Annotated in this window: 23 protein-coding genes and 2 riboswitches; of the genes, 2 read left to right on the top strand and 21 right to left on the bottom strand. The window is 40.4% G+C overall.

Features of this window, described 5'->3' with window-relative positions:
• Window position 1: 1 nt before the first annotated feature.
• The 17 genes from tenA to typA form a co-directional block, all read right to left on the bottom strand.
• The gene (tenA, locus tag HT689_RS05865; protein ID WP_173225275.1) at window positions 2-694 is read right to left on the bottom strand and encodes a thiaminase II; all 693 of its coding nucleotides are present in this window, start codon (window positions 692-694) and stop codon (window positions 2-4) included.
• Between the two features lie 10 nt (window positions 695-704).
• On the bottom strand, window positions 705-1,355 hold the full coding sequence (locus tag HT689_RS05860; RefSeq protein ID WP_050242361.1) for an energy-coupling factor transporter transmembrane component T: 651 nt from the start codon (window positions 1,353-1,355) through the stop codon (window positions 705-707).
• 1 nt (window position 1,356) lies between these two features.
• Complete coding sequence (locus tag HT689_RS05855; protein ID WP_173225272.1) at window positions 1,357-2,742, bottom strand: ABC transporter ATP-binding protein; 1,386 nt, start codon at window positions 2,740-2,742, stop codon at window positions 1,357-1,359.
• A complete protein-coding gene (locus HT689_RS05850) occupies window positions 2,743-3,303 on the bottom strand; it encodes an ECF transporter S component (RefSeq protein ID WP_173225269.1) in 561 nt (186 codons plus the stop codon).
• Window positions 3,304-3,565: 262 nt separating this feature from the next.
• A riboswitch (TPP riboswitch) is annotated at window positions 3,566-3,654 on the bottom strand.
• 209 nt (window positions 3,655-3,863) lie between these two features.
• The gene (thiE, locus tag HT689_RS05845) at window positions 3,864-4,493 is read right to left on the bottom strand and encodes a thiamine phosphate synthase (RefSeq protein ID WP_166731202.1); all 630 of its coding nucleotides are present in this window, start codon (window positions 4,491-4,493) and stop codon (window positions 3,864-3,866) included.
• Between the two features lies 1 nt (window position 4,494).
• Window positions 4,495-5,277 carry a hydroxyethylthiazole kinase gene (gene thiM / locus HT689_RS05840; RefSeq protein ID WP_173225333.1) on the bottom strand — a complete coding sequence of 261 codons (783 nt, stop codon included), beginning with the start codon at window positions 5,275-5,277 and terminating at the stop codon, window positions 4,495-4,497.
• A gap of 129 nt (window positions 5,278-5,406) precedes the next feature.
• A complete protein-coding gene (locus HT689_RS05835) occupies window positions 5,407-6,075 on the bottom strand; it encodes a TenA family protein (protein ID WP_173225336.1) in 669 nt (222 codons plus the stop codon).
• A 206-nt stretch (window positions 6,076-6,281) separates the two neighbouring features.
• Window positions 6,282-6,370, bottom strand: a riboswitch (TPP riboswitch).
• Between the two features lie 158 nt (window positions 6,371-6,528).
• Entirely contained in the window at window positions 6,529-7,665 is a 1,137-nt protein-coding gene (gene lctO / locus HT689_RS05830; protein ID WP_088791092.1) for an L-lactate oxidase, read from the bottom strand.
• A 233-nt stretch (window positions 7,666-7,898) separates the two neighbouring features.
• Window positions 7,899-8,531 carry an orotate phosphoribosyltransferase gene (gene pyrE / locus HT689_RS05825; RefSeq protein WP_173225341.1) on the bottom strand — a complete coding sequence of 211 codons (633 nt, stop codon included), beginning with the start codon at window positions 8,529-8,531 and terminating at the stop codon, window positions 7,899-7,901.
• Between the two features lie 33 nt (window positions 8,532-8,564).
• On the bottom strand, window positions 8,565-9,266 hold the full coding sequence (gene pyrF / locus HT689_RS05820; protein ID WP_173225344.1) for an orotidine-5'-phosphate decarboxylase: 702 nt from the start codon (window positions 9,264-9,266) through the stop codon (window positions 8,565-8,567).
• Window positions 9,267-9,498: 232 nt separating this feature from the next.
• The gene (locus HT689_RS05815; protein WP_173225347.1) at window positions 9,499-10,719 is read right to left on the bottom strand and encodes a cell division protein FtsQ/DivIB; all 1,221 of its coding nucleotides are present in this window, start codon (window positions 10,717-10,719) and stop codon (window positions 9,499-9,501) included.
• 9 nt (window positions 10,720-10,728) lie between these two features.
• Window positions 10,729-11,787, bottom strand: a complete 1,059-nt coding sequence (locus HT689_RS05810) for a UDP-N-acetylglucosamine--N-acetylmuramyl-(pentapeptide) pyrophosphoryl-undecaprenol N-acetylglucosamine transferase (RefSeq protein WP_173225350.1) — start codon at window positions 11,785-11,787, stop codon at window positions 10,729-10,731.
• Window position 11,788: 1 nt separating this feature from the next.
• On the bottom strand, window positions 11,789-13,141 hold the full coding sequence (gene murD, locus HT689_RS05805; RefSeq protein ID WP_173225353.1) for a UDP-N-acetylmuramoyl-L-alanine--D-glutamate ligase: 1,353 nt from the start codon (window positions 13,139-13,141) through the stop codon (window positions 11,789-11,791).
• A 208-nt stretch (window positions 13,142-13,349) separates the two neighbouring features.
• Window positions 13,350-13,991 carry an ABC transporter ATP-binding protein gene (locus HT689_RS05800; RefSeq protein ID WP_000571283.1) on the bottom strand — a complete coding sequence of 214 codons (642 nt, stop codon included), beginning with the start codon at window positions 13,989-13,991 and terminating at the stop codon, window positions 13,350-13,352.
• A 1-nt stretch (window position 13,992) separates the two neighbouring features.
• On the bottom strand, window positions 13,993-16,014 hold the full coding sequence (locus tag HT689_RS05795) for a bacteriocin-associated integral membrane family protein (protein ID WP_173225356.1): 2,022 nt from the start codon (window positions 16,012-16,014) through the stop codon (window positions 13,993-13,995).
• Window positions 16,015-16,488: 474 nt separating this feature from the next.
• A complete protein-coding gene (locus HT689_RS05790) occupies window positions 16,489-16,743 on the bottom strand; it encodes a DUF3165 family protein (RefSeq protein WP_000262797.1) in 255 nt (84 codons plus the stop codon).
• A 19-nt stretch (window positions 16,744-16,762) separates the two neighbouring features.
• Complete coding sequence (gene typA / locus HT689_RS05785; protein ID WP_000164111.1) at window positions 16,763-18,604, bottom strand: translational GTPase TypA; 1,842 nt, start codon at window positions 18,602-18,604, stop codon at window positions 16,763-16,765.
• 161 nt (window positions 18,605-18,765) lie between these two features.
• On the opposite strand from typA, the gene HT689_RS05780 reads away from it, so the two are divergent.
• Window positions 18,766-19,491, top strand: coding sequence for a 16S rRNA pseudouridine(516) synthase (locus HT689_RS05780; RefSeq protein WP_173251828.1), 726 nt, complete (start codon window positions 18,766-18,768; stop codon window positions 19,489-19,491).
• A gap of 33 nt (window positions 19,492-19,524) precedes the next feature.
• On the opposite strand, the gene HT689_RS05775 is transcribed toward HT689_RS05780, so the two are convergent.
• Complete coding sequence (locus HT689_RS05775; protein WP_000259257.1) at window positions 19,525-19,908, bottom strand: rhodanese-like domain-containing protein; 384 nt, start codon at window positions 19,906-19,908, stop codon at window positions 19,525-19,527.
• Window positions 19,908-20,177, bottom strand: coding sequence for a YqgQ family protein (locus tag HT689_RS05770; protein WP_173225362.1), 270 nt, complete (start codon window positions 20,175-20,177; stop codon window positions 19,908-19,910). Before HT689_RS05770 ends, HT689_RS05775 begins: the two co-directional genes overlap by 1 nt.
• A 63-nt stretch (window positions 20,178-20,240) precedes the next feature.
• Between HT689_RS05770 and HT689_RS05765 the strand changes: the two genes are divergently transcribed.
• Complete coding sequence (locus HT689_RS05765; protein ID WP_001222592.1) at window positions 20,241-21,149, top strand: LysR family transcriptional regulator; 909 nt, start codon at window positions 20,241-20,243, stop codon at window positions 21,147-21,149.
• A gap of 53 nt (window positions 21,150-21,202) precedes the next feature.
• Here HT689_RS05765 and HT689_RS05760 read toward each other — a convergent pair whose 3' ends face one another.
• A complete protein-coding gene (locus tag HT689_RS05760; RefSeq protein ID WP_173225364.1) occupies window positions 21,203-21,958 on the bottom strand; it encodes an SDR family oxidoreductase in 756 nt (251 codons plus the stop codon).
• A gap of 20 nt (window positions 21,959-21,978) precedes the next feature.
• Entirely contained in the window at window positions 21,979-22,908 is a 930-nt protein-coding gene (gene rnz / locus HT689_RS05755) for a ribonuclease Z (protein ID WP_173225367.1), read from the bottom strand.
• Window positions 22,909-22,916: the final 8 nt, after the last annotated feature.

Genomic DNA, 22,916 nt, shown 5'->3' with positions numbered 1-22,916 from the left:
TCTATTCTTCTCCTTTTTCTAAAGACTGTAAATCACTCTTCCATGTCTGGTGTTGGTAGGCCATTTGCCAAAACTTGGCTTCCATATGAACACTGATGTGGAAGGCATCTAGCATTTTTTTCTTGTCTGTCTCATCACTTTCGCGATAGAGTTGATTGACCAGCGCTCCCTCCTCTCTGATCTGTTGCTCCAACTCATCCGTAATATAAGTTTCAATCCATTGTTGGTAGAGAGGATTTGGTGATGGTTTAAGATTAAGTGATTTGCCTATATCATGATATAGCCAAGGACAAGGCAGCAAACTTGAAAAGGCAATGGCTAGATTTGCTTCTTCAAATTGACGATAAATGTGAGAAATGTAATGATAGCAGGTGGGAGCGATTGGATGTTGCTCCATTTCCTGATCGCTGATTTCCAATTCCTTGAAAAATTGTTGGCGGATAAATAACTCACCTTCCACTAGACTCTGAGCATTTTGTTTCAAGAGTCTTTTCATCTCTTGGTTTGAAGTCTTATCAGCCAAAAGGTGATAGATTTCTGAGAAGGCCTTCAGATAGTAGGCATCCTGAATCAGGTAATAGCGGAAAATGGCAGGGTCTAAATTTCCCTCTTGTAATTGTAAAATAAAGGGATGATGAAAAGAAGTCTGCCAAGCTTCCCTGGATAATTCCATCGCAATATCTGTAAATTCCATAATAACTCCTTTATAAAAATAGACTGGTTTGAAGCAATAAAAAGAACAGCAGGTAGATGAATATTGTCCTTTTAGGAATATAAAAAGTCCGATAGCTATTCTCCACCTGTGCATGTTCGTCATATCCATGCGCCGATAGAGCTCTCAGGTAAAGATGGCGCCACCTAAAGACTGTCATCAGAACCTTGCTGTAAATCAAGGGCGACCAAAAATGCAGTTCTTGACCGCGTAATAAGCAAGCTTCCTTGAGAGACTTGATTTCTTGCTGAATAAGGGGAAAGGAATTGAATACCACAATCAAGGCATAGGCCCATGACCGTGATAACCCCTTTTGAGCCAAGTACAAGAGAAGCTCTTTTAGTGAGATGCTTGAGATAAATACAACCCCTATACAAACTGTCACAAAAGCTCTGGTTCCAAGTATGACTGCCTGCGAAGCATCCCCATGTAACTGAACTGCCCAGTAGTTGGCAAAGGATGGCAAAATGGCAAGTATGATCATCCAAGCTAACATTTTAAATCGCCGGTAATAGAGCATAAAGAGAATACAGAATGCGACTACCGAAAGATTCAGAGCAATCGAAGGAATAAAAGATGTTTCCAAGGATAAAATCAGCAAAAAGAGACTGATAATCGGTGTCTGGGTTGCTACTTTGACCATACTATCTCACCTCCCCTTGGATATTGCTACTCTGAGATGTAAGTGGTTTGGTAATGGTCACTTCTTTCACATGACGAAGACCCTGACTAGTCATCTCAATCCAATAATCAACCACAGAGATCAAGGGATCCAAACGATGGCTAATGATCAGAAAACTTCTTCCTTGATTTCTCTCCTCCAGAATCCAATGACAAAAATAATGGCAGGCTCTATCATCCAAACCTGCAAAAGGTTCATCTAGCAAGATCACAGAAGCCTTGCTGGTCAAGATGGTCAAGAGCTGAAGAATCTTTTGCTGGCCACCACTTAATTGATAGGGACTCTTATCGAGTGCCTGCTCCAAATCAAAATATCGTAAAGCTTGGAAAATTCGTTGATTTCTTTCAGAATCAGGTCCATCTAATTGAAGTTCCTCTCGCAGACTGACTCTGATAAACTGTTTCTCAGCTTCCTGAACAACACCCGTCAGGTCACGATACAAACTCTTTTTCTTTTTCAGGACTGTCCCCTTCCAGGTAATACGCCCCTTATACTTTTGAAATTGAAGAATAGACCGAAAAAGGGTTGATTTCCCGACACCATTATCACCCAAGATACAGGAAATTCCTTGGTAGAATGTAAAATCCGCAATCGAAAAGAGGGGGTGCTTATCCAGTTCACAAGTGATTCGGTCCATATAGAATAGTTCTGGGCTAGAAGCAACCTCCTTTGAAGCAACCTGTGTCATCTCAGAGGTAGGGATTTGAAACACTTCCCTTAGTTGTCCGTCTCTTAGCTCCACCATATGGTCGATATAGGCTTCATAATCAGATAAATCATGGTCGCACAAAATAACTGTCTTCCCATTAGAGACCAACTCTTTTAGAATCTCCAATATCTCTATCCTACTCTTGCGATCAATGGAAGCAAAGGGCTCATCTAATAGATAGACCCTAGGATTCATAGCAAAGAGAACAGCCAAAGCAGCCTTTTGCTTTTCTCCACCTGATAAGTGATGGATGGGACGGTGCAAGATGTCCTTGCAACGACATTGCTGGACAACCTCTGCTATTTTAGAATCAATTTCCTGAAGGTGATAGCCGATATTTTCCAAGGTAAAAATCAGCTCCTCAAACAAGCTCTCCATGGTAAATTGATGATTGGGATTTTGAAAGAGAATACCAACCGTTTGAACACGTTCGATGATAGAAAGCTGACTGACCTCGCTCCCATTTATCAGGACTTGACCATTATAGGGAAGAGAACTAACTTGGGCAATCATTTGAAAGAGACACGATTTTCCAGAACCACTGCTCCCAACTAACAAGGTAAAGGCTTGCGCATGAAAAGTAAAATCAATCGGTTCCGAAAAAATTGGGGACTGAATCTCCCGTAATTCCAGACCCATCTATGCTTTTCCTCCAGTTGCAAACTGATGATAGAGTTTGACAATGGCACGAACCAAGATAGTACAGAAGAAATAAACAGAAATAAAACGTACCACTAGCAAGGAAAGTACAAAAGGCACTGAAAAGGCGTAGTAACCTAACTTAATGTATTCATAGACAAAGCTAACAAGCGTAATCCCAATACTATTGGCAGTTAGAGAGAGCCAACTTTCATAGCGATTCTTGGTTACGATAAAACCAAGTTCACTTCCCAAACCTTGAACCAAGCCAGACAAAAGGGCACCTAGACCGAATTGGCTACCATAAAGGACTTCAGCAAGCGCAGCTAGCACTTCTCCAATCGTTGCACTTCCGACTCTCGGAACAAAGATGGCAGCAATGGGCGCAGCCATACACCAGAGTCCAAAAAGGATTTCATTGGCAAAAGCCTGTAAACCAAGAGGTGTTAAGAGTAGGCTGAGAATATTATACACATATCCTGAACCAACGAAAACCCCACCAAAAAAGATAGACAAGAAAGCAAGCAAAATAACATCTTTTAGCTGCCATTTTTTCAACATAAAAAACTCCTTTTTAAAGAAAAGTGGGGTGCTCAAGGTGAGCTGCCAAAAGGCTTATACTCTTCGAAAATCAAATTCAAACCACGTCAACGTCGCCTTGCCGTACTCAAGTACAGCCTGCGGCCAGTTTCCTAGTTTGCTCTTTGATTTTCATTGAGTATTAACGTCCAGACTATCCTCTTTTAATAAACAAAAAAACTCCAATTACAAACGAGAATTAGAGTTCAGCTTACAAGATTAGACCGTTCTTTTCGACATACGAAAAAAGCGTTTCACATTTCCCTTCGCCAGTCTTAACTGTATCAGGTTCAATGGGTATCATCTCAGCCTAAAGCACCCCAAATGTCTTTATTATTTAATTATGTGATTATTATAACACACATTTTATACTAGTTCAAGAAATTGAACTGGAAATACAGCCTTGCACTCACAAAGACAGCAGATCTTTCTTTTGCAAAAAACAAATGACCTGTTTGATGAATTAGCCATTCAAGCTGAATCTGGACATATCTTTTTAGAAAAGGAAAACTTCCACTTACTTAGAATCCAAGGATAGATACCTATTGTTCACTCATTTCTCGAACAGTTTTTTCTATATTTTTTGCATACGATATTGCTGAAATGATTGAAACACCGTCAACATTGGTCTTCATAATGTCTTTAATATGTTGCGTCTGTATCCCACCAATTGCAACTAAGGGCATTTGTGGCAATAGTTTTCTCATCAATTTAAGACCTTCATAACCTATAGCGCCACCAGCATCATCTTTTGACTGGGTATCAAATACAGGACCAACACCAACATAATCTACATATTCAACTTTTGACTGTTGAAATTCTTTCTCGTTTTTTATAGAAAGACCAATTATTTTATCTGGCATCAATTTTCTAATTTCATCAACACCTAGGTCATCTTGTCCTACATGAACCCCATCAGCATCTATTTCTAATGCCAACTCTATATCATCATTTACGATAAACGGTACATTGTATTTTTTACAAAGTTTTTTAAGTTTTATTGCTAATTCCAGTTTTTCTTTACCTTCTAAAGCACCTTTACCTTTTTCTCGAAATTGAAATAAAGTTATACCACCTTTTAAAGAATCTTCAACAACTGTATATAAATCCTTACCTAAGCAAGTAGTCGTTCCACAAATAAAATATAATTTTAATAGTTCTTTATTAAACATCTTATTTCACCTTTTTAAATGTTTCTATATCTTTATCAGTAACTTCATATAATGCATTAATAAATTCAACTTTAAACGTTCCTGGTAGATGTCCATTAGGACGCTTTTCTGCCATTTCCCCAGCAATATTATATGCTAACATTGCTGTTTCTAAAGATTTCAATTCTTGTCCTTTTTCTAGTCCTATAAAGCTCGCTAATACAGCTCCTAATAAACATCCTGTTCCAATAACTTTCGGCATCATTGCACTTCCGTTATGGATAGTCACTACCTCACCATTAACAGCAATAGCATCAACCTCCCCAGTTACTACTATTGGAATATTAAACTTAGCATTTGCTGCTAAAGCAATTTCATCAATATTATCTACTCCTGCACTGTCTACTCCCTTAGAGGCTACATTTATGCCGACTAAAGATGCAATCTCTCCTGCATTTCCTCTAATAGCTGCCAGTTTGTAATTATTTATTAAATCATCTGATACTTTTTTTCTATAAGCTCCCGCTCCACAGGCTACAGGATCTAATACTGCAGGTACATTATATTTTTCAGTTATTTTTAATGCCTCTTGGTACAGCTTCCAATTATCATCCGTTAAAGTCCCAATGTTAATCAATAATCCTCCAGCATACTTTAACAAATCCTCTAAATCTGCTGGAAACTCACTCATGGCTGGTGATGCACCCAGTGCTACTAATCCATTTGCTGTGAAATTTTTTACTACATCATTGGTGATACAAATGACTAATGGTGCTTTTTCTTTTAATAATTTTAAACTTGTCATATTGAAATTCTTCCTTTTCACTTTATACGATATACTGATTTCGATTTATCTCTATCTTTTGTTAAGAAATTTTTTTCATTTACATTGAATGATGTACCTCATCAAATTTGTAAATATCCTAAACTTTCTCTAGGCGTCATAACCAATATCAAAAAAGGCCAATTCTAAAGCGACCGCTTGATTCCAGCGTTGCTGAAGTTCTGTCAAATCTTCTCGACCTTTCCCGACACGATTGAGTTCGTCAATAAGAAATTGAACCCACTCTGCAAAGAAAGGACCTCTGTGGAGATTGATCCATTCCGAATGAATGTAGGCTTCAGGTAGAGCCAAATCTTTAGAACCCCAGTCTAAATAGAGACCTTCTGCAATGACCAGCATGACCAAAAGATGGGCATAGTCTGATGAAGACACTGCCGAATACATAAGATCCTGAAAGGCTTTTGTTACAGGGTGCAAGGTCACTTCCAGATAGTCATTCTCAGATACTTTTAACTCTTTGAAAGCCTTTTGGAAATAACCGTCTTCATCTGCTTCAAGAAAACCTAGTTGCTTGGCAAAACGAAGCTTGGATTCAAGCTGGTCTGCGTGGGCTACGCAGGCACCCAGCATGGATAAGAAGGCATCAAAGAAGTGATAATCTTGAATTAGGTAGTCTTTTAAGACCTTATTCTGAATTGTCCCTGCAAAAAGTTCCTTGACAAAACGATGATTGACAGCAGCCTGCCAATCCTTCTGACTACTTTTTAATAATTCTCCAACAGTCAAACCTGGCTGAAATGCATAAATCTGTGTTTCCATATTTATTTTTCCTCTCTTTACTCCTTAGTAATCAATAAAATACCAAGCAAAATCCTAGTTTCACTTGACCCTGTTAAAGAAAATCTAGGGCATTTGCAGAGAGCTACCTAAACAAGCCTATCCAGTTTTATATAAACAAAAAAACTCCAATTACAATCAAGAATTAGAGTTGACTTACAAGATTAGATCGTTCATTTCACCATACGAAAAAACTGTTCACATTTCCCTTCGCCAGTCTTAACTGTATCAGGTTCAATGGGTATCATCTCAGCCTAAAGCACCCCAAATGTCTTTATTATTTAATTACTGCACCAGTATAGCAAAAAATGAAAGCCCTAGCAAGATATTTGACCGAAAAATATCTTTATATAGTTTTCTTGATACAGATTGATCTTATTTAAACTTCTAATACATAACCAAAAACCTCCACATTCAGTGGAGGCAAGCATTTTATCAATACAATTTTAAGTCACGTGGGTCAACTGGGAAGGTTGGGTTGTATGGATTGTGACGGAGCTTGAAGTGTTTGACATCTTCAATGGTCTGAGTTCCAGACAATTGCATGACTGTCTTCAATTCTGCATTCAAGTGTTCAAAGACTTGACGCACACCAACACTACCGCCGAGAGCCAGACCATAGATAACCGGACGACCAATAGCTACCAAGTCTGCTCCTGAAGCCAAGGCTTTAAAGACATGTTGACCACGACGAACACCAGAGTCAAAGACGATTGGCACACGTTTATCAACTGCTTCTGCCACTTCTTGAAGCGAGTCAAAGGCAGCTGGTCCACCGTCGATTTGACGACCACCGTGGTTGGTTACCCAGATACCAGAAGCTCCTGCAGCAAGCGAACGTTCAACGTCCTCACGGCATTGTGGTCCCTTGACATACACAGGAAGACCAGAGTATTCAGCGATAAATTCTACATCACGTGGAGACAAGCGTTGTTTAGCTGATTTGTAAACAAAGTCCATTGATTTACCAGCACCTTCTGGCAGGTATTCTTCAACAATCGGCATGCCAACTGGGAAGACAAACCCATTACGCTTATCAACCTCACGATTACCCCCTACAGTAGCATCTGCCGTCAAGACAATCGCTTTATAGCCTTCAGCCTTCACACGGTCCATGATGTGGCGGTTGATACCGTCATCCTTACTAAAGTAAAACTGGAACCAATGTGGTGTCCCTTGAAGGGCTTCAGAAATCTCTGGAAGGTCAACAGTAGAGTATGAGCTAGTTGTATAAAGCGAACCGAACTCATGCACACCACGCGCAGTCGCCACTTCACCTTGTTCGTTTGCCAATTTATGAGCCGCAACAGGCGCCATAATGATTGGTGAAGACAATTTTTCGCCTGCAAATTCAATCTCTGTACTTGGATTTTCTACATTGCAAAGTGTATGAGGAACGATGAGCTTGTGGTTAAAAGCACGAATATTCTCTCTTAAAGTGAAAGTATCCTCTGCTCCACTGGCGATATAGCCAAATGCTGCTTTAGGGATCACTTTTTGCGCCATGGGCTCCAAATCATAGGTATTGATGAAATCTACATGCCCTTCTGCATTGCTTGTTTTGTATGACATAAAATGCCCTCCTTAATAAGTAAGCGTTTGCTTTTTATATTACAAAAATATTTTAACTCTTTTTTCAAAATTTTTCAAATATTTTGTTTGGAAATTTCATGCTTTCAATCATTTTACAGAGATAATTAAAAATGATAAACTTTCTTAAGTTATGGAAATTCAAATAATCTTTTCATTTTCTAGTATTAAAAACAAAATCAGGTAATCCTAGCAACCACCTGATTTTCTATGTTTTAAACGTTTTGCCAATTTTCTTGGTCTTCTTTAAAGCGTTTTAGAAGATCGAGTCCCTCTGGTGTGATATATCCTTCTTCTTGGGCTAGGTGAATGAGTTCACTGTAGTTAGAAAGCGTCACAAGTTTAACACCAGCATCTGCAAAGTTCTTATCTGCTTTTGGCAATTGGTAACTAAAAATCGCTACAACTCCAAGTACATCTGCTCCTTCGCGTTTAGCTGCTGCTACGGCTTCAAGAACAGAACCACCAGTTGAAATGAGGTCTTCAACCACTACCATTTTTTGACCTTGAGCTACACGGCCTTCAATTTGATTACCAGCTCCGTGGTCTTTTGGTTTGCTACGGATATAGGCAAATGGCAGATTCATCTTGTCAGCAATAATAGCTCCGTGTGGAATCCCTGCTGTTGCAGTTCCTGCAATCACTTCTACCTCTGGAAAGGCTTCTTTGATAGCATCTACAAAGCCATTTTCAATTAGGGTACGAGTTTCTGGATAGGCTAATGTCACACGGTTATCCGTATAAATGGGTGACTTGATACCAGAGGCCCAAGTGAAAGGCTCCTCTGGTTTGAGGTAAACGGCTTGGATTTTTAAGAGGTGGCTAGCAATATCTTTAGCAAGTGTCATGGTCTTCTCCTTTTATTTTTCTAATCTAGTTCTTTAATTCCAGTCCTGTGTCCATTCATCCTTGATGGCATGATAAGCTACAACAGGATCCTCAGCTTGGGTAATGGGACGTCCCACTACGATATAGTCACTGCCGATTTGATAGGCATCAGCAGGTGTCATGACGCGTTTTTGGTCTCCAACTGCAGCACCTGCTGGACGAATCCCCGGTGTCAGACAGATAAAATCTGGATTGGTAGCCTGCTTGATGACTTGCACTTCCTGAGCCGAGCAGACAACACCATCTAATCCCGCTTCAGCTGTCTTCTTAGCATAATGAATCACAGACTCTTGCAGGCTAGTTTGGATATTTTGGAACTCCTTCATCTGAGCTTCTGATGTTGATGTGAGCTGCGTTACAGCGATCAATTTGGCTTGGTTTCCAAGACCTTCACGCGCCGCCTTCATCATCTCTACACCACCAGCCGCATGAACATTAGTCATATCCACACCAAGCTGAGACAAGACCTTCATGGCTGACTTGACTGTATTAGGAATGTCATGCAGCTTGAGATCCAAAAAGACACTGTGCCCCAGGCCTTTCAAGTAAGACACAATCTCAGGCCCCGTTGCGTAATAAAGCTCCATCCCTACCTTAAGATAAAGGCTTTCTTCTGCTGGAAAAAGAGCTAAGAATTCCTTGACCACCTCAAAACTAGGAAAATCAAGAGCAATAACTGGACGATGTTCTCGCATAGGTTTCTCCTTTTACCTTTGCTAGTGAGAGAGTCTGGCCACAAGAAGCCACGAAAAAAGGAACCTGCCAACAGCAAGGTTCCACGAAAAATGGGTAGTCTCCACCCTTTCACCGTTTAACCTTAGCTGCCTCTCTGGACTGCTTTAAAGGTTTTTTACTATTCTATTATTTCTACCAGCACTTGTCAAGTAAAAATATGGTCACTAAAGAGCTATAGGAGAAAAGGTAAGACTAGCGACGCGATGAGCGCTGGGTCGTTTGGTTTCGATTGCTCTCTTCCTCTTGTTTTTTCTGTTCTTCTTCTAAACGTTTACGTTCTTCTTCCTGCTTTTTCTCGGCTTCCTTAGCCTCTTGTTTGGCTTTTTCCTCAGCTTCCATAATCAATTTATCCGCCACTGTGTAACTGTAAATTCCAGCTTCCATATCGACCACACTCGGTTCTGACAATTGAGGCTTAATCTTGCTGTAATAAGGCAGTTTCTTACTCATTTCAGAAAGCGGAACCAAGACTTCGTCCGAATCATTCATGGTCAATCGAATTAAATCGGAAGTGACCTTGCTGGGAGCTAATTCCACCTTTTGGATAGCAGCCTTGAGTTCTGGGCTAATTTGAGCAAGTTCTGAGACAAAAGCCTTGATTTGTTCGCTGTCATTAAAGAGAACTGATATATAAGTTTCTGGGAGACTAACCAAGCTCACAGCACTGGTCTCAAGCTGACCGCTGGAAAGAATAGGATAATGATTTTCACCAGAAACATAGTAGGCCACAATATCGTATTCCTTGACCTTGATAGTGAACTTGGTTGGAAATTGATAGACAAGTTGAGCTGATTCAACCCAATAGTTAGACTTAATCTGCTCTTCATATTTTGCCCTGTCTAGCAGAAGGCTAATCGTATAATCCGAATCCTGAATGCCTGAAGCCTGTCGAATATCATCAGCCGTAGTGTGCACCATTCCCTCAACACGAATATCCTTCATGGTCGCATAAGGACTGAGTAGGTAGGCAGAGACAATCAATAAAAGCAGACTTGGAAATAAAATCGTGAAGGCTCGCAAGATATGGAGGCCAGGAATCTTTGCTTTGGCTAGTTTTTCCTTTGCAGCCTTTTTAGCAAGCTTTTTATCCTGTTCTTCGTCCTCTTTAGCCCCTGATTCTTCTATCTCTTCTTCCTCTTTGTCACCCTCTGGGGCTTCTACTTTTTCTTCAAACTCTTCCTTAGCTGATTCTGGATCCTTTGGATTAGATTCACTCTCTTGGTCTTCAGTTTCATCTGAATCTTCAGATTTTGAAGCCATTCGAGCTTGTCTTTCCTTTTCTTTCTCCTCAGCTAGGGCTGCCTCTTCTTCAGCCTTCTTTTTTAGATATTCTTGGTTCCGTTTCTGCCATTCTGATAACTCTTTAAATTCTTCGAGGATTTCTTTGCCCTCATTTTTCTTATCTTTTGACATTTACTTTCCTTATGATAAATCTTTTTTCAACAGTTGATAAAAATCTGCTAGAGATTTCAATTCCTTAGAAGCCTTCATCTTAGCTTTGTATTCTTCCTTGTGGCTTAGTAAGTGAGACAGCTTCTCTTCCAAACTATCCAAAGTCAAATCACTTTCTTGAAGCTCTTCTGCATAGCCTTTTTTTACAAAGTAGGCTGCGTTCTCAATCTGGTCTCCACGACTAGCTTCACGACCAAGTGGCACAATAACATGCAATTTTGCCATGGCCAAGAGCTCAAAAATCGTATTAGCACCACCACGTGTCACAACAATATCAGCCAATTCCATCAAGGGTTGATAGAGATTGGTCACATAGTCAACACGAAAAAGATTTTGGCTCAACTCGTTCAGGCTAGAATCTCCAGTTAAATTGATAATATTGTAGCGCTCTGTCAGTTCTTTCTTATGGTCTGTCACCAATTGGTTAAAGACACGAGCACCTGCAGAACCGCCGACAAACAATACAGTTGGCAATTGGGGATTAAAGTGTGTTTGAATATCCACCAATTCATCGGGTTCTAGAGTTTTTTGGTCTGAAACCTTGGTCACTGCTCCCACATGCTCAACCTTAGACAAACTTGAAGCTTGCTCAAAGGTTGAATACATCTTGGTCGCAAATTTATAGGCGATTTTATTGGCCAAGCCCATAGACAGGTCAGATTCGTGAATAAAGACTGGCACTCCTGACACACGCGCAGCGATAACAGGCGGTACTGAGACAAAGCCCCCTTTTGAGAAAAGGGCCTGTGGACGAAGTCGCAACATGATAAAGAGAGATTGGATAATTCCCCAACCAACTTTGAAGACATCCAGCATATTTTGCCAAGAGAAATAACGACGCAATTTTCCAGTAGCAATGGAATGGAAGGTAACATCCAGACCTGACTTGAGGATTTCTTGGTGTTCGATACCACGCTTGTCCCCGATATAGTGGACTTCCCAGCCATCTTCGATGAACTTGGGCATTAACAAAAGATTGAGGGTAACGTGTCCAACTGTCCCCCCACCTGTAAAGACAATTTTTTTCATATTATTCTTTTAACTCCGCTACTGTGTCGATAAAGAGGTCGCCACGTACTTCAAAGTTAGCATACATATCCCAGCTGGCATTAGCAGGACTAAGAAGAACCACATCTCCTTGAGTCGCAAGCTCATAGGCCTTGCGGGTCGCATCTGCAATATCAGTCGCATCCACATATGCCACACCAGCCTTGTCTGCTGCCCGTTTGACACGTTCTGCAGACTGACCCAAGATGACCATCTTCTTGAGTCCAGTAATATCTGGCACCAGTTCGTCAAACTCATTACCACGGTCCAAACCACCTGCAATCAAAATGACCTTGCTGTTGTCAAATCCTGACAAGGCTTTTTGAGTAGCCAAGATATTGGTTGACTTGCTATCATTATAGAATTTGACACCCTTGATTGCATCCACAAATTGGAGACGGTGTTTGACACCACCAAAGGCTGAAAGAGTTTCTTTGATGATCTGGTTATCAACACCACGAAGCTTGGCTACAGCAATAGTCGCAAGCGCATTTTCCACATTGTGACTACCTGGAACTCCGATTTCATTCGCTGCCATGACTACTTCCCCACGGAAGTAGAGCTGACCATCTTCCAAATAAGCTCCATCAACCTTTTCAAGTGTTGAGAATGGTACAACTGTAGCTTGTGTTTTTCTTGCCAATTCTTTTGCCAAGTCTTGGTTAAAGTTCAAAACAAGGAAATCAGCTGCTGTCATCTTGTTCTGGATATTCCACTTAGCTGCTACATATTCCTCAAAAGAACCATGATAATCGATATGAGTTGGCATGAGGTTGGTAATAACCGCAATCTCAGGATGGAATTCTTGAACTCCCATGAGTTGGAAAGAAGAAAGCTCCATGACAAGCGTGTCCTTGTCTGACGCAGTTTGGGCCACTTGACTGGCTGGATAGCCGATATTTCCTGATAAAAGACCATGTTGCCCAGCAGCAGTCAAAACGTCCCCAATCATAGTCGTTGTGGTTGTTTTACCATTCGAACCAGTAATACCAACAATCGGTGCTTCAGAAATCAAATAAGCCAATTCCACCTCAGTCAAGACTGGAATTCCCTTGGCCAAAGCCTTTTCAATCATGGGATTGCTGTAAGGGATACCTGGATTTTTTACCATAAGGGCAAACTCTTCATCCAAGAGTTCCAAAGGATGACCGCCTGTGATGACCTTGATCCCTTCTTCCAGCAAACTTTGCGCAGCTGGATTGTCCTCGAATGGTTTCCCGTCATTTACTGTCACAATGGCACCCAGCTTATCCAACAAACGAGCTGCAGATTCACCAGACTTGGCCAAACCTAAAACAAGGACTTTCTTATTTTTAAATTGATCTATTACTTTCATGTCTCGAACTCCATTTCTACTCCTACTATTTTACCATTTTTATGGAAATAAAAAAGCCACAAAGTGTGTTTGTGACTCTTTCTTCTAACTGATACTCTTCGAAAATCTCTTCAAACCACGTCAGCTTCGCCTTGCCGTACTCAAGTACAGCCTGCGGCTAGCTTCCTAGTTTGCTTTTTGATTTTCATTGAGTATGAATCTTACCATATCATCTATGTGATAAATCGGTAACTCGAATGACTTGGTCCACTTGTTCCCAAATCAGAGGATTGTGGGTCGCAATAATAATGGTCCGATTCGGATTTTTTAAAGATTCTAGGATAGAAAGTAATTCCTCAGAGTTTTTGGGGTCTAGTGAAGCGGTTGGTTCATCTGCGAGAATCAAAGGTGGATCCTTTAAAATTATCTTCGCTAGTGCAACACGTTGTGCTTCTCCTCCTGATAATTCAAAGATAGGCTGCTTTAAATCTAAATAAGAGAGGTTAACACGGTTTAGAGCTTGTTTCATCAAAGAGATTTTCTCTTTTTCCTTCAACTTTTTACCAACTAAACCCAGATTGAGATTCTCTTTGACGGTTTGGCTTTCAATTAAGCCAAAATCTTGAAATAAGTATCCCAAGTAATCTCTAAAGAAAACAGAAGGCTTGATGTCCTTAAGAGAAGTGCCATCATAGATGATTTGTCCTTTATCATATGGCTCTAATCGTCCAATCATATTCAAGAGTGTTGTCTTACCACAGCCACTTGTTCCGATTAAGGCATAAATTTTCCCACCTTCAAAATGAAGATTCGTATCTGAAAATAGCTGACGGCTTCCAAATTTTTTAGATATATTCTTTAGTTCAATCATCCTATTTTCCTTTCATAATTGTCATAGAAACACGAGATTCTTTCTGAGCTTGACGGTAAAGCGTCAAAACTGCACTAGCTAGAAAGACTAATAAAGTGAGCAAGCCAATCACCAAGTCTCGACTGCTTAAAATAAAGAGACTAGCACCAAATACAAAACTGGCAAATTGACTAACCATATACTGAGCATGTGTTTCAAAAAATCGTAAACCTGAAATTCGTTTAATCAAAATATCTCGGCGGAATTGCTCGAAATATAGAAGATTGACAGAATAAAAGAGTAACAAGGAACTAGCTATCCCCACAATAGCTCCTAAGATTAAAGTTGCTGTTTCAGTTTGAACTTCATTATAACGAGTTAGATAAACACTTCTTCCTTCTTTAAGATAGGATACTTGCTCATAAATTCCAGCTTTCTTCAAGAGTTCTAGCCCACTCTCATATCCTTTGATAAAAAGTTGTTTTCCAGCATTGATAGACCAAACATATTTTGAAATGAAACTATCACCTGTAGATGTTGGAGTAAATACAACTAAAATCGGATCGGTTAAGTACTGAATGGATACTGGGCTTTCACCGTTATTATAAATAAATCGCTTCTCTCCTGTTGGAAGATAGCTAACAATCGCTCTCATTTCATACTCTAAAGGAGCGCTTGCCTCCTCACCAGATTTTCCATAATAACTCAATCTTTCTTCAAAAGCTTTCTTAAGTTCTGCTTCCTGTGAACGAAGAGATTCTGGTAATAAGAGTCCAAATTCACCTTTTTGAAGATGAGCTAGTTTCTGTCTAGTCTCACCATTTACAGGTACATTTTCCTTGTCCAAATAACTTGGACTGACATAGAGAACATTAGCATCTGGACTATAGGTATCCAGTGTCTCTCCCTGTTCATTTTTTCCTTGAGGATTGGCAAAATGGAACAGATTATCCTTTACATAAAGAGCTTGTTCTTCTTCGATTGCTTCCTTGGCAAAGGCATACCACTTGCTCTGATTTTCTGTATCTTTTACTCTATCACCTAAGCCAAAAGAAATTTGATAATAGTCTGCTCTGTCCTGCCATGCTTGTTTTGAAATTTCAAGTTCTTTCAATCGTTGGTAAGATGTCAAGCCTGTCTTAACAGCGTAGCCCACTGTAAAAACAGCTACTAACTGACACAATAGGGTTAAAGCCATCAAGCGTTTAAGGGGTAATCTTCCCTTAATAACAGGAACTAATGCTTTATAACTCAAACTCATTAGATAAAGGAGCATTAGTAAAATTGAAATACCCAATAAAAACAACAGATAGAAACTAATCCCAAAACCATAGGTGGCTAACAAGATAGGATAAAACAAACCTTGACTAAAAAGAACGACTCCCCCACCTAGGAAGGAAAGGAGGGCTGATAGAAGGAGCCACTTAATATCAGTCGATAAAGAATGCCCCATGATGGATAAGAGAGTCTGACCAGAAAAGAGTTTTATACCTGCTGCTCTCATTTCCTTAATCCGAGTGATAATCACTAAAGCAAAGAAAGATAAGCCAAATATTGCTAAACTAATTAAAATAAGGGGAATTAGTAACATTCTAAAAGCAAGGGAATAGGGAGGTGTCTTTCTGTCAGCAATTGCTTTATAACCCAAATCTCCTAATTTATCGGCAAGCTTTTCTTTCGTCAAGGAGCCTGACAAAAGGAGATAACTATTTAGCGGATCACTACGTTCACGACTTTCTTGGCTAGCTTCTTGGAATTCTTTTGGTAAAGTTCCCTGACCATAAGTTGCATAAGTAAAGTTGGTCGTCCCATCCTTACTCGGCTCTACAATTCTTCTAGCTATTAAACTCTGTTCTGAGTTTGCAAAATTCTCCAATTCCTGTTCAAATATCTCACGCGTCGGTTCCTGAGTATCTTTTTTGACACGAAGTAAAGAGACGGAATCATAGCTTGCATATAAATATTGTGGCGCACGTAAGACAATAATCCAAGCAAGGAAGAAGCTGAGAAAAAAAGTTGATAATAATATGAATAGTTTCTTCATAGTAGACTCCTTGTATAAGAGAATAACCCTATAGAAAAAGATTTTATCTTTTATAAATTCTTAGAATTATTTTCCTAGTTTAATCCATCACACCCTGAGCACCAAGACAACAATACTCTTCAAAAATCTCTTCAAACCGCGTCAACGTCGCCTTGCCGTACTCAAGTACAGCCTGCGGCTAGTTTCCTAGTTTACTCTTTGATTTTCATTGAGTATAAATTTAATCCTTTCTTATTTTGAAAACGATTTCTTATAACTTAAGTATATCACTTTCTATATAATTTATCAACATATTTTACTAAAATATTGTTAGTAATAGAGTTTTACAGTTCCCCAAAAAATAGATGTCATTAACGAATTTTATTCAAGTTTTTCCCATTCATATTATCCAAGCAAAAGAGATGATGTTATAGTAAAAAACAATTCAAACTATTGTAAAATTCCTACCAAAAAAAGAGAGCTGAAACTCTCTTTTTATCTTCTTTTACCTTTTTTGACTGGCATGAGTGTGATGTCTCTCACACTAAAGTAAGCTAGGATTAACATGGCTATTGCTAGGAACATTTCTGTTGGTAATTGAAAAATTTTCAGAAAAGATAGAGCCAACAAAATCAAGAGTGCCACTAAAATACATACCATAGCGACGATATTGACTGTCCCTTTAATGCTTTCTGGTGTCGCAAATACATAGAGTAGGAGCAGTAAAATCCCTAGGACTAAATAGACCATCTTTCTCTCTTTCTAGCTCTTATTCAGCTGATTTTTTCTTCTTGTTAGCTTTCTCACGCTCTGCTTTGTTAAGGATTTGTTTACGCAAACGGATAGACTCAGGCGTTACTTCCATGTACTCATCGTCGTTCAAGAACTCAAGAGACTCTTCAAGTGTCAAGATACGAGGTGTCTTGATAACAGCTGTTTGGTCCTTAGTAGCTGAACGAACGTTGGTCATTTGTTTCGCCTTAGTGATGTTAACTGTCAAGTCATTTTCACGAGAGTTTTCACCGATGATCATTCCTTCGTAAACTTCAGTACCTGGGTTGACAAAAATCGTACCACGTTCTTCGATAGACATGATAGAGTATGTTGTAGCCTTACCAGCGTCGATAGAAACAAGGGCACCACGGTGACGACCACCAATTTCACCTGGAATCAATGGCAAGTATTGGTCAAAGGTATGGTTCATGATACCGTAACCACGAGTCATTGACAAGAACTCAGTTGAGTATCCAATCAAACCACGCGCTGGAACAAGGAAAACCAAACGAGTTTGACCATTACCAGTTGAAATCATATCCAACATTTCACCCTTACGTTCAGAAAGGCTTTGGATAACAGACCCTTGGTATTCTTCTGGAGTATCGATTTGAACACGTTCAAATGGCTCACATTTAACACCGTCGATTTCTTTTACGATAACTTCTGGACGAGATACTTGAAGTTCATATCCCTCACGACGCATTGTTTCGATAAGGATTGACAAGTGCAATTCTCCACGTCCTGAAACAGTCCATTTGTCTGGTGAATCAGTTGGGTCAACACGAAGGGAAACGTCTGTTTGCAATTCTGCCTGCAAGCGTTCTTCCACCTTACGAGAAGTCACCCATTTACCTTCTTTACCAGCAAATGGTGAGTTGTTGACCAAGAAAGTCATTTGAAGAGTTGGCTCATCGATGTGTAGGATTGGAAGAGCTTCAACTGCGTCTGTCGGAGTGATAGTTTCACCGACAAAGATGTCTTCCATACCTGAAACGGCAATCAAGTCACCTGCTTTAGCTTCTTGGATTTCACGACGTTCCAAACCAAAGAAACCGAAGAGTTTTGTAACACGGAAGTTCTTCGTTGTACCATCTAGTTTAGAAAGGGTAACTTGGTCCCCAACCTTAACAGTACCACGGAAGACACGACCGATACCGATACGTCCAACGAAGTCATTGTAGTCCAAAAGTGAGACTTGGAACTGCAAAGGCTCATCTGAGTTATCTACTGGAGCTGGGATGTGGTCAATAATCGTGTCAAAGATTGGTGCCATCGTAGCTTCTTGATCAGCTGGATCATCTGACAATGAAGAAGTTCCGTTGATAGCTGAAGCATACACCACTGGGAAATCAAGCTGGTCGTCATCTGCACCAAGCTCGATGAAAAGTTCCAAGACTTCATCCACTACTTCTGCTGGACGAGCTGATGGTTTATCGATTTTGTTGACAACCACGATTGGGACAAGGTCTTGTTCCAAAGCTTTTTTCAATACGAAACGAGTTTGTGGCATTGTTCCTTCGTAGGCATCTACGACCAAGACAACACCGTCAACCATTTTCATGATACGCTCAACTTCTCCACCGAAGTCCGCGTGTCCTGGTGTGTCCATGATGTTGATACGAGTTCCGTTGTAGGCAACGGCTGTATTTTTAGCAAGGATGGTAATTCCACGCTCTTTTTCGATATCGTTTGAGTCCATAGCACGCTCAGCCAATTCAGTACGTGCATCAAGCGTTTCTGATTGTTTCAATAATTCGTCAACGAGGGTTGTTTTACCGTGGTCAACGTGGGCGATAATCGCAATGTTACGGATATCTTCTCTTAATTTTGTCATGATTTCCTCTATAATATTCAAAATTTATTTTCTAACTGAACGATTATACCATAATTTCAAGTAAATAACATAATTCAAGCAAGTGTAAATGTTTTCACTATGCTTTTCTTTTCACGTCAAGCCTTTTCAAAGCATACAACTTATGATAAGATAGGCACAGTATGCGTTTAGATAATTTATTAGCCCAAGAAAAAATCAGCCGAAAGGCCATGAAACAAGCCTTACTCAAAGGGAACATTCTAGTCGATGGTCACCCAGCCCGCTCCCTAGCTCAGAATATCGATACAGGACTACAAGAACTCCTTTTTCAGGACCGAATAATTCAAGGCTATGAGCACACCTATCTGATGCTTCATAAGCCTGCTGGTTTCGTTACAGCCAACAAGGACAAGGAACTCCAAACCATCATGGACCTCCTTCCGCCTGACATCCAATCTGACAAACTCTATGCCGTCGGTCGACTGGACCGAGATACGACTGGTCTCCTCCTCGTGACCGATAACGGTCCCTTGGGCTTTCAACTCCTCCATCCCCAATATCATGTCGATAAAACTTATCAGGTTGAGGTTAATGGACTTCTGACACCTGACCATATCCAAGCCTTTCAAAAGGGAATTGTCTTTTTAGATGGCACTATCTGTAAACCTGCAAGATTAGAGATTCTATCTGCAAGTCCTTCCCTCAGTCAAGCCTCTATCACCATTTCAGAAGGAAAATTTCATCAAGTCAAGAAAATGTTCCTCTCGGTTGGTGTCAAAGTGACCTCACTCAAACGCACCCATTTTGGGCCTTGGAGCTTGGATGAAAATCTTCAAGCAGGAGACTATCGTCCCCTAAACTCAGAAGAGTTGGCAAGTATTCGTGACTTTCTCAGAAAAAGTGGTTAAAAAATGAGCTCGGAAATATCCAAGCTCGTTTTCTTATTTCTCAACTTTGACTTTCCCTTTCCAAGAATCCAAGCCATAAGAAAGGATATAAATCTCAGAAAAGCCTTGTTTTTTCAAGTAAAGAGCTGCATTTGTAACTCGTTGCGCACGTTGGTTTTCGTAGAGAAGGACAGGTTTATCCTTACGAAGGGCTGCAAGACTCGTCTTCAACTGACTTGAAGGAATATTGCGGGCACCAAGGATATGTTTTCTGTGGAATTCAGCTGGGTCTCGCAAATCAATCAATTGACCCGTACGAATCAAGGCTTCAAATTCCTCATTGTCTACGATTTTAGCCGCACGGCGAATACGAAGATAGTTAAAGCCCATCCATGCCAACATTGCTAGTATAAGTGCCCACAAAATCCAAGTAACCATTAGTTCATTTCTCCATTTTTCTCAATATAATCCAATTCTACCTTGTGCTCTCTGCGAAGAACCGCTTCCGCTTCCAGATAATCCAGTTTGTCCATCAGCCCTGCATCGTAAATCCGAGAGAGCTCCAACTTCATCAGTTCAATATCATATAAGCGTTTTCCCATATAAACAATAATACCAAATCGTTTGAGGAATTGCTGCACATCATAGAATGTTTTCATAAGACTTATTCTAGCAAAATTTTGTGTTTTTTTCAAGAAGAGACTCACACAATGCTCCTGATTTTCCTATCTTCTTTGGCGATTCTGACGCAAGTGTGGTACAATAAAAACATGAGAATTCAACAATTACACTATATTATCAAAATCGTCGAAACTGGCTCCATGAATGAGGCAGCCAAGCAACTCTTTATCACTCAACCTAGTCTTTCCAATGCTGTGAGAGATTTAGAAAATGAAATGGGGATTGAGATCTTTATCCGCAATCCTAAGGGTATCACCTTGACCCGTGATGGGATGGAGTTTCTCTCTTATGCCCGTCAGGTTGTCGAGCAGACCCAACTTCTGGAAGAACGCTATAAAAATCCTGTCGCCCACCGTGAACTCTTTAGCGTTTCATCTCAACACTATGCCTTTGTGGTCAATGCCTTTGTATCGCTACTCAAGAAAAGCGATATGGAGAAATACGAGCTCTTCCTTCGTGAAACTCGTACTTGGGAAATTATCGACGACGTCAAGAACTTCCGTAGTGAGGTCGGTGTTCTATTTTTAAACAGCTACAACCGTGATGTTTTAACTAAGATGCTGGATGACAATCACCTACTGGCTCACCATCTCTTCACAGCGCAGCCCCATATCTTTGTCAGCAAGACCAACCCTCTGGCAAAGAAAGACAAGGTGAAACTGTCTGATTTGGAAAACTTCCCTTATCTGAGTTATGACCAAGGAACGCACAACTCCTTCTACTTTTCAGAAGAAATCCTTTCCCAAGAGCACCACAAGAAATCCATCGTGGTTAGTGACCGTGCTACCCTCTTTAATCTCTTGATTGGTTTGGATGGTTATACTATTGCGACGGGGATTTTGAACAGCAACCTCAACGGAGACAATATCGTTTCTATCCCACTGGATATTGATGACCCAATTGAGCTGGTCTATATCCAGCATGAAAAAACCAGCCTATCTAAGATGGGCGAACGCTTTATCGACTATCTCCTAGAAGAAGTCCAGTTTGATAGTTGAGAAATGATAAGAACCAATATGTAGGCTAGCAACAACCTGCACATTGGTTCTTTTTACTTATAATTAAAAGTTTCCCCTGCCAACTTATCAGCTAGCTTGGGGAAGAGAGTATAAAACTTATGGGCTAGGTTCAACAAAACAGGAAGATTGAGTTCTCGTTTGTTTTTCCCTATAATCTTGACAATCTTTTTAGCAACTGCATCTGGTTTCAACAGGAAGCAATCAACCGACTTAAGATAAGTCCCATCTGGGTCGGCTTGGTCAAAAAATCCTGTACGGATTGGTCCTGGATTGACTGTCGTCACATAGACTCCATAGGGTATGAGTTCGAGGCGTAAGGCATTTGAAAAACCAATAGCCGCAAACTTGGTTGCTGAGTAGAGACTAGACTTGCCAGTAGCGATTAAACCTGCCATGCTGACGATATTGATGATATGACCTTTTCGGCTTTCCTTCATACGAGCTGCAAGGCGACGAGACAGATTCATCAGGGCAAAGGTATTAACCTCGAACATCTGGTGAATATCTTGGTCAGAAATCTGGTCAAATTCCTCAAAAATCCCGTAACCAGCGTTGTTTATTAAAACATCAATCTTGCCATAGCGGTGATAGAGGTCTGCTACCAGAGTTTCTAAGGCTGAATCATCGGTAATATCGATTTCAATCAATTCTGCATGGGGATGGTTTCCGTAGAGTTGGGCTAATTTTTCCTTATTTCGACCAAGCAAGATGAGTTGGTCGTTTTGCAAGAATTTGACCATTTCTTGAGCTAAGCCACCGCTAGCTCCGGTAATGAGAATAGTAAGCATACTTATCCTTTCTCAATCTTTTAGATTTCCACTTCTTCTAAGTCTTTGACCACATGGACATTTTCAAAAACACTAGCAGCGTCTTTTTTGAGTTTGCTGATATCTTTTGAGAGGAAGCGAGCACTGATATGATTGAGCAAGAGGCGTTTAGCACCTGCTTCTACTGCTACTTGTGCAGCTTGCATATTAGTTGAGTGGCCATGGTTACGAGCAATTTTTTCATCGCCCTTGCCATAAGTGGATTCATGAACCAGGACATCGGCATTGATAGCTAGACGTACACTGGCATTGGTTTTTCGGGTGTCACCCAGAATGGTAATAATCTTACCCGGACGAGGAGCTGAGATATAGTCTACTGCCTTGATTTCAGTCCCATCTTCGAGAACAACGTCCTGACCATTCTTGATTTTTCCAAAAAGTGGGCCAAATGGGACACCAGCAGCCTTGAGTTTTTCAGCATCCAGCGTTCCTTCCAAGTCCTTTTGAATGACACGATAGCCAACACAGAAAATAGTATGATCCAATTCTTCCGCGTACACAGTGAATTTATCGGTCTCAAAGATTTTTCCTAAAGAATCTTGGGCAAACTCATGAAAATGAATACGGTAAGGCAGGCGCGAACCTGACACACGTAGACTAGTCAATACAAAAGATTTGATGCCTTGAGGTCCATAGATTTCCAAATCTGTCTGCTCTTCATTGGCCTGAAAGGCTCGACTAGAAAGGAAACCTGGTAAGCCAAAAATGTGGTCTCCATGCAGATGAGTGATAAAAATTTTGCTGACCTTACGTGGTCTAATTGTGGTTTCCAGGATGCGATTTTGCGTACCTTCTCCACAGTCAAAGAGCCAGACTTCGTTAATCTCATCCAAGAGTTTCAGGGCGAGACTTGAAACGTTGCGGGCTTTAGAGGGCTGACCAGCCCCCGTTCCTAAAAATTGAATATCCATTCGATACT

It is taken from the genome of Streptococcus sp. 2342 (genome assembly GCF_013276795.1).
Classification (GTDB): Bacteria; Bacillota; Bacilli; order Lactobacillales; family Streptococcaceae; genus Streptococcus.
The sequence above is the reverse complement of the archived record's forward strand: the minus strand, read 5'-3'. Positions and strand labels throughout refer to the sequence as shown.

What these genes read in the sequence shown, in the direction of transcription:
- HT689_RS05815 (WP_173225347.1), bottom strand. Translation starts at nt 10,719, where the DNA reads ATGTCAAAAGATAAGAAAAATGAGGGCAAAGAAATCCTCGAAGAATTT.
- HT689_RS05775 (WP_000259257.1), bottom strand. Translation starts at nt 19,908, where the DNA reads ATGGTTACTTGGATTTTGTGGGCACTTATACTAGCAATGTTGGCATGG.
- HT689_RS05810 (WP_173225350.1), bottom strand. Translation starts at nt 11,787, where the DNA reads ATGAAAAAAATTGTCTTTACAGGTGGGGGGACAGTTGGACACGTTACC.
- pyrF (WP_173225344.1), bottom strand. Translation starts at nt 9,266, where the DNA reads ATGCGAGAACATCGTCCAGTTATTGCTCTTGATTTTCCTAGTTTTGAG.
- HT689_RS05860 (WP_050242361.1), bottom strand. Translation starts at nt 1,355, where the DNA reads ATGGTCAAAGTAGCAACCCAGACACCGATTATCAGTCTCTTTTTGCTG.
- thiE (WP_166731202.1), bottom strand. Translation starts at nt 4,493, where the DNA reads ATGTTTAATAAAGAACTATTAAAATTATATTTTATTTGTGGAACGACT.
- HT689_RS05800 (WP_000571283.1), bottom strand. Translation starts at nt 13,991, where the DNA reads ATGATTGAACTAAAGAATATATCTAAAAAATTTGGAAGCCGTCAGCTA.
- HT689_RS05790 (WP_000262797.1), bottom strand. Translation starts at nt 16,743, where the DNA reads ATGGTCTATTTAGTCCTAGGGATTTTACTGCTCCTACTCTATGTATTT.
- rnz (WP_173225367.1), bottom strand. Translation starts at nt 22,908, where the DNA reads ATGGATATTCAATTTTTAGGAACGGGGGCTGGTCAGCCCTCTAAAGCC.
- HT689_RS05855 (WP_173225272.1), bottom strand. Translation starts at nt 2,742, where the DNA reads ATGGGTCTGGAATTACGGGAGATTCAGTCCCCAATTTTTTCGGAACCG.
- HT689_RS05765 (WP_001222592.1), top strand. Translation starts at nt 20,241, where the DNA reads ATGAGAATTCAACAATTACACTATATTATCAAAATCGTCGAAACTGGC.
- HT689_RS05795 (WP_173225356.1), bottom strand. Translation starts at nt 16,014, where the DNA reads ATGAAGAAACTATTCATATTATTATCAACTTTTTTTCTCAGCTTCTTC.
- tenA (WP_173225275.1), bottom strand. Translation starts at nt 694, where the DNA reads ATGGAATTTACAGATATTGCGATGGAATTATCCAGGGAAGCTTGGCAG.
- pyrE (WP_173225341.1), bottom strand. Translation starts at nt 8,531, where the DNA reads ATGACACTTGCTAAAGATATTGCTAGCCACCTCTTAAAAATCCAAGCC.
- HT689_RS05780 (WP_173251828.1), top strand. Translation starts at nt 18,766, where the DNA reads ATGCGTTTAGATAATTTATTAGCCCAAGAAAAAATCAGCCGAAAGGCC.
- HT689_RS05850 (WP_173225269.1), bottom strand. Translation starts at nt 3,303, where the DNA reads ATGTTGAAAAAATGGCAGCTAAAAGATGTTATTTTGCTTGCTTTCTTG.
- thiM (WP_173225333.1), bottom strand. Translation starts at nt 5,277, where the DNA reads ATGACAAGTTTAAAATTATTAAAAGAAAAAGCACCATTAGTCATTTGT.
- HT689_RS05835 (WP_173225336.1), bottom strand. Translation starts at nt 6,075, where the DNA reads ATGGAAACACAGATTTATGCATTTCAGCCAGGTTTGACTGTTGGAGAA.
- murD (WP_173225353.1), bottom strand. Translation starts at nt 13,141, where the DNA reads ATGAAAGTAATAGATCAATTTAAAAATAAGAAAGTCCTTGTTTTAGGT.
- HT689_RS05760 (WP_173225364.1), bottom strand. Translation starts at nt 21,958, where the DNA reads ATGCTTACTATTCTCATTACCGGAGCTAGCGGTGGCTTAGCTCAAGAA.
- lctO (WP_088791092.1), bottom strand. Translation starts at nt 7,665, where the DNA reads ATGTCATACAAAACAAGCAATGCAGAAGGGCATGTAGATTTCATCAAT.
- typA (WP_000164111.1), bottom strand. Translation starts at nt 18,604, where the DNA reads ATGACAAAATTAAGAGAAGATATCCGTAACATTGCGATTATCGCCCAC.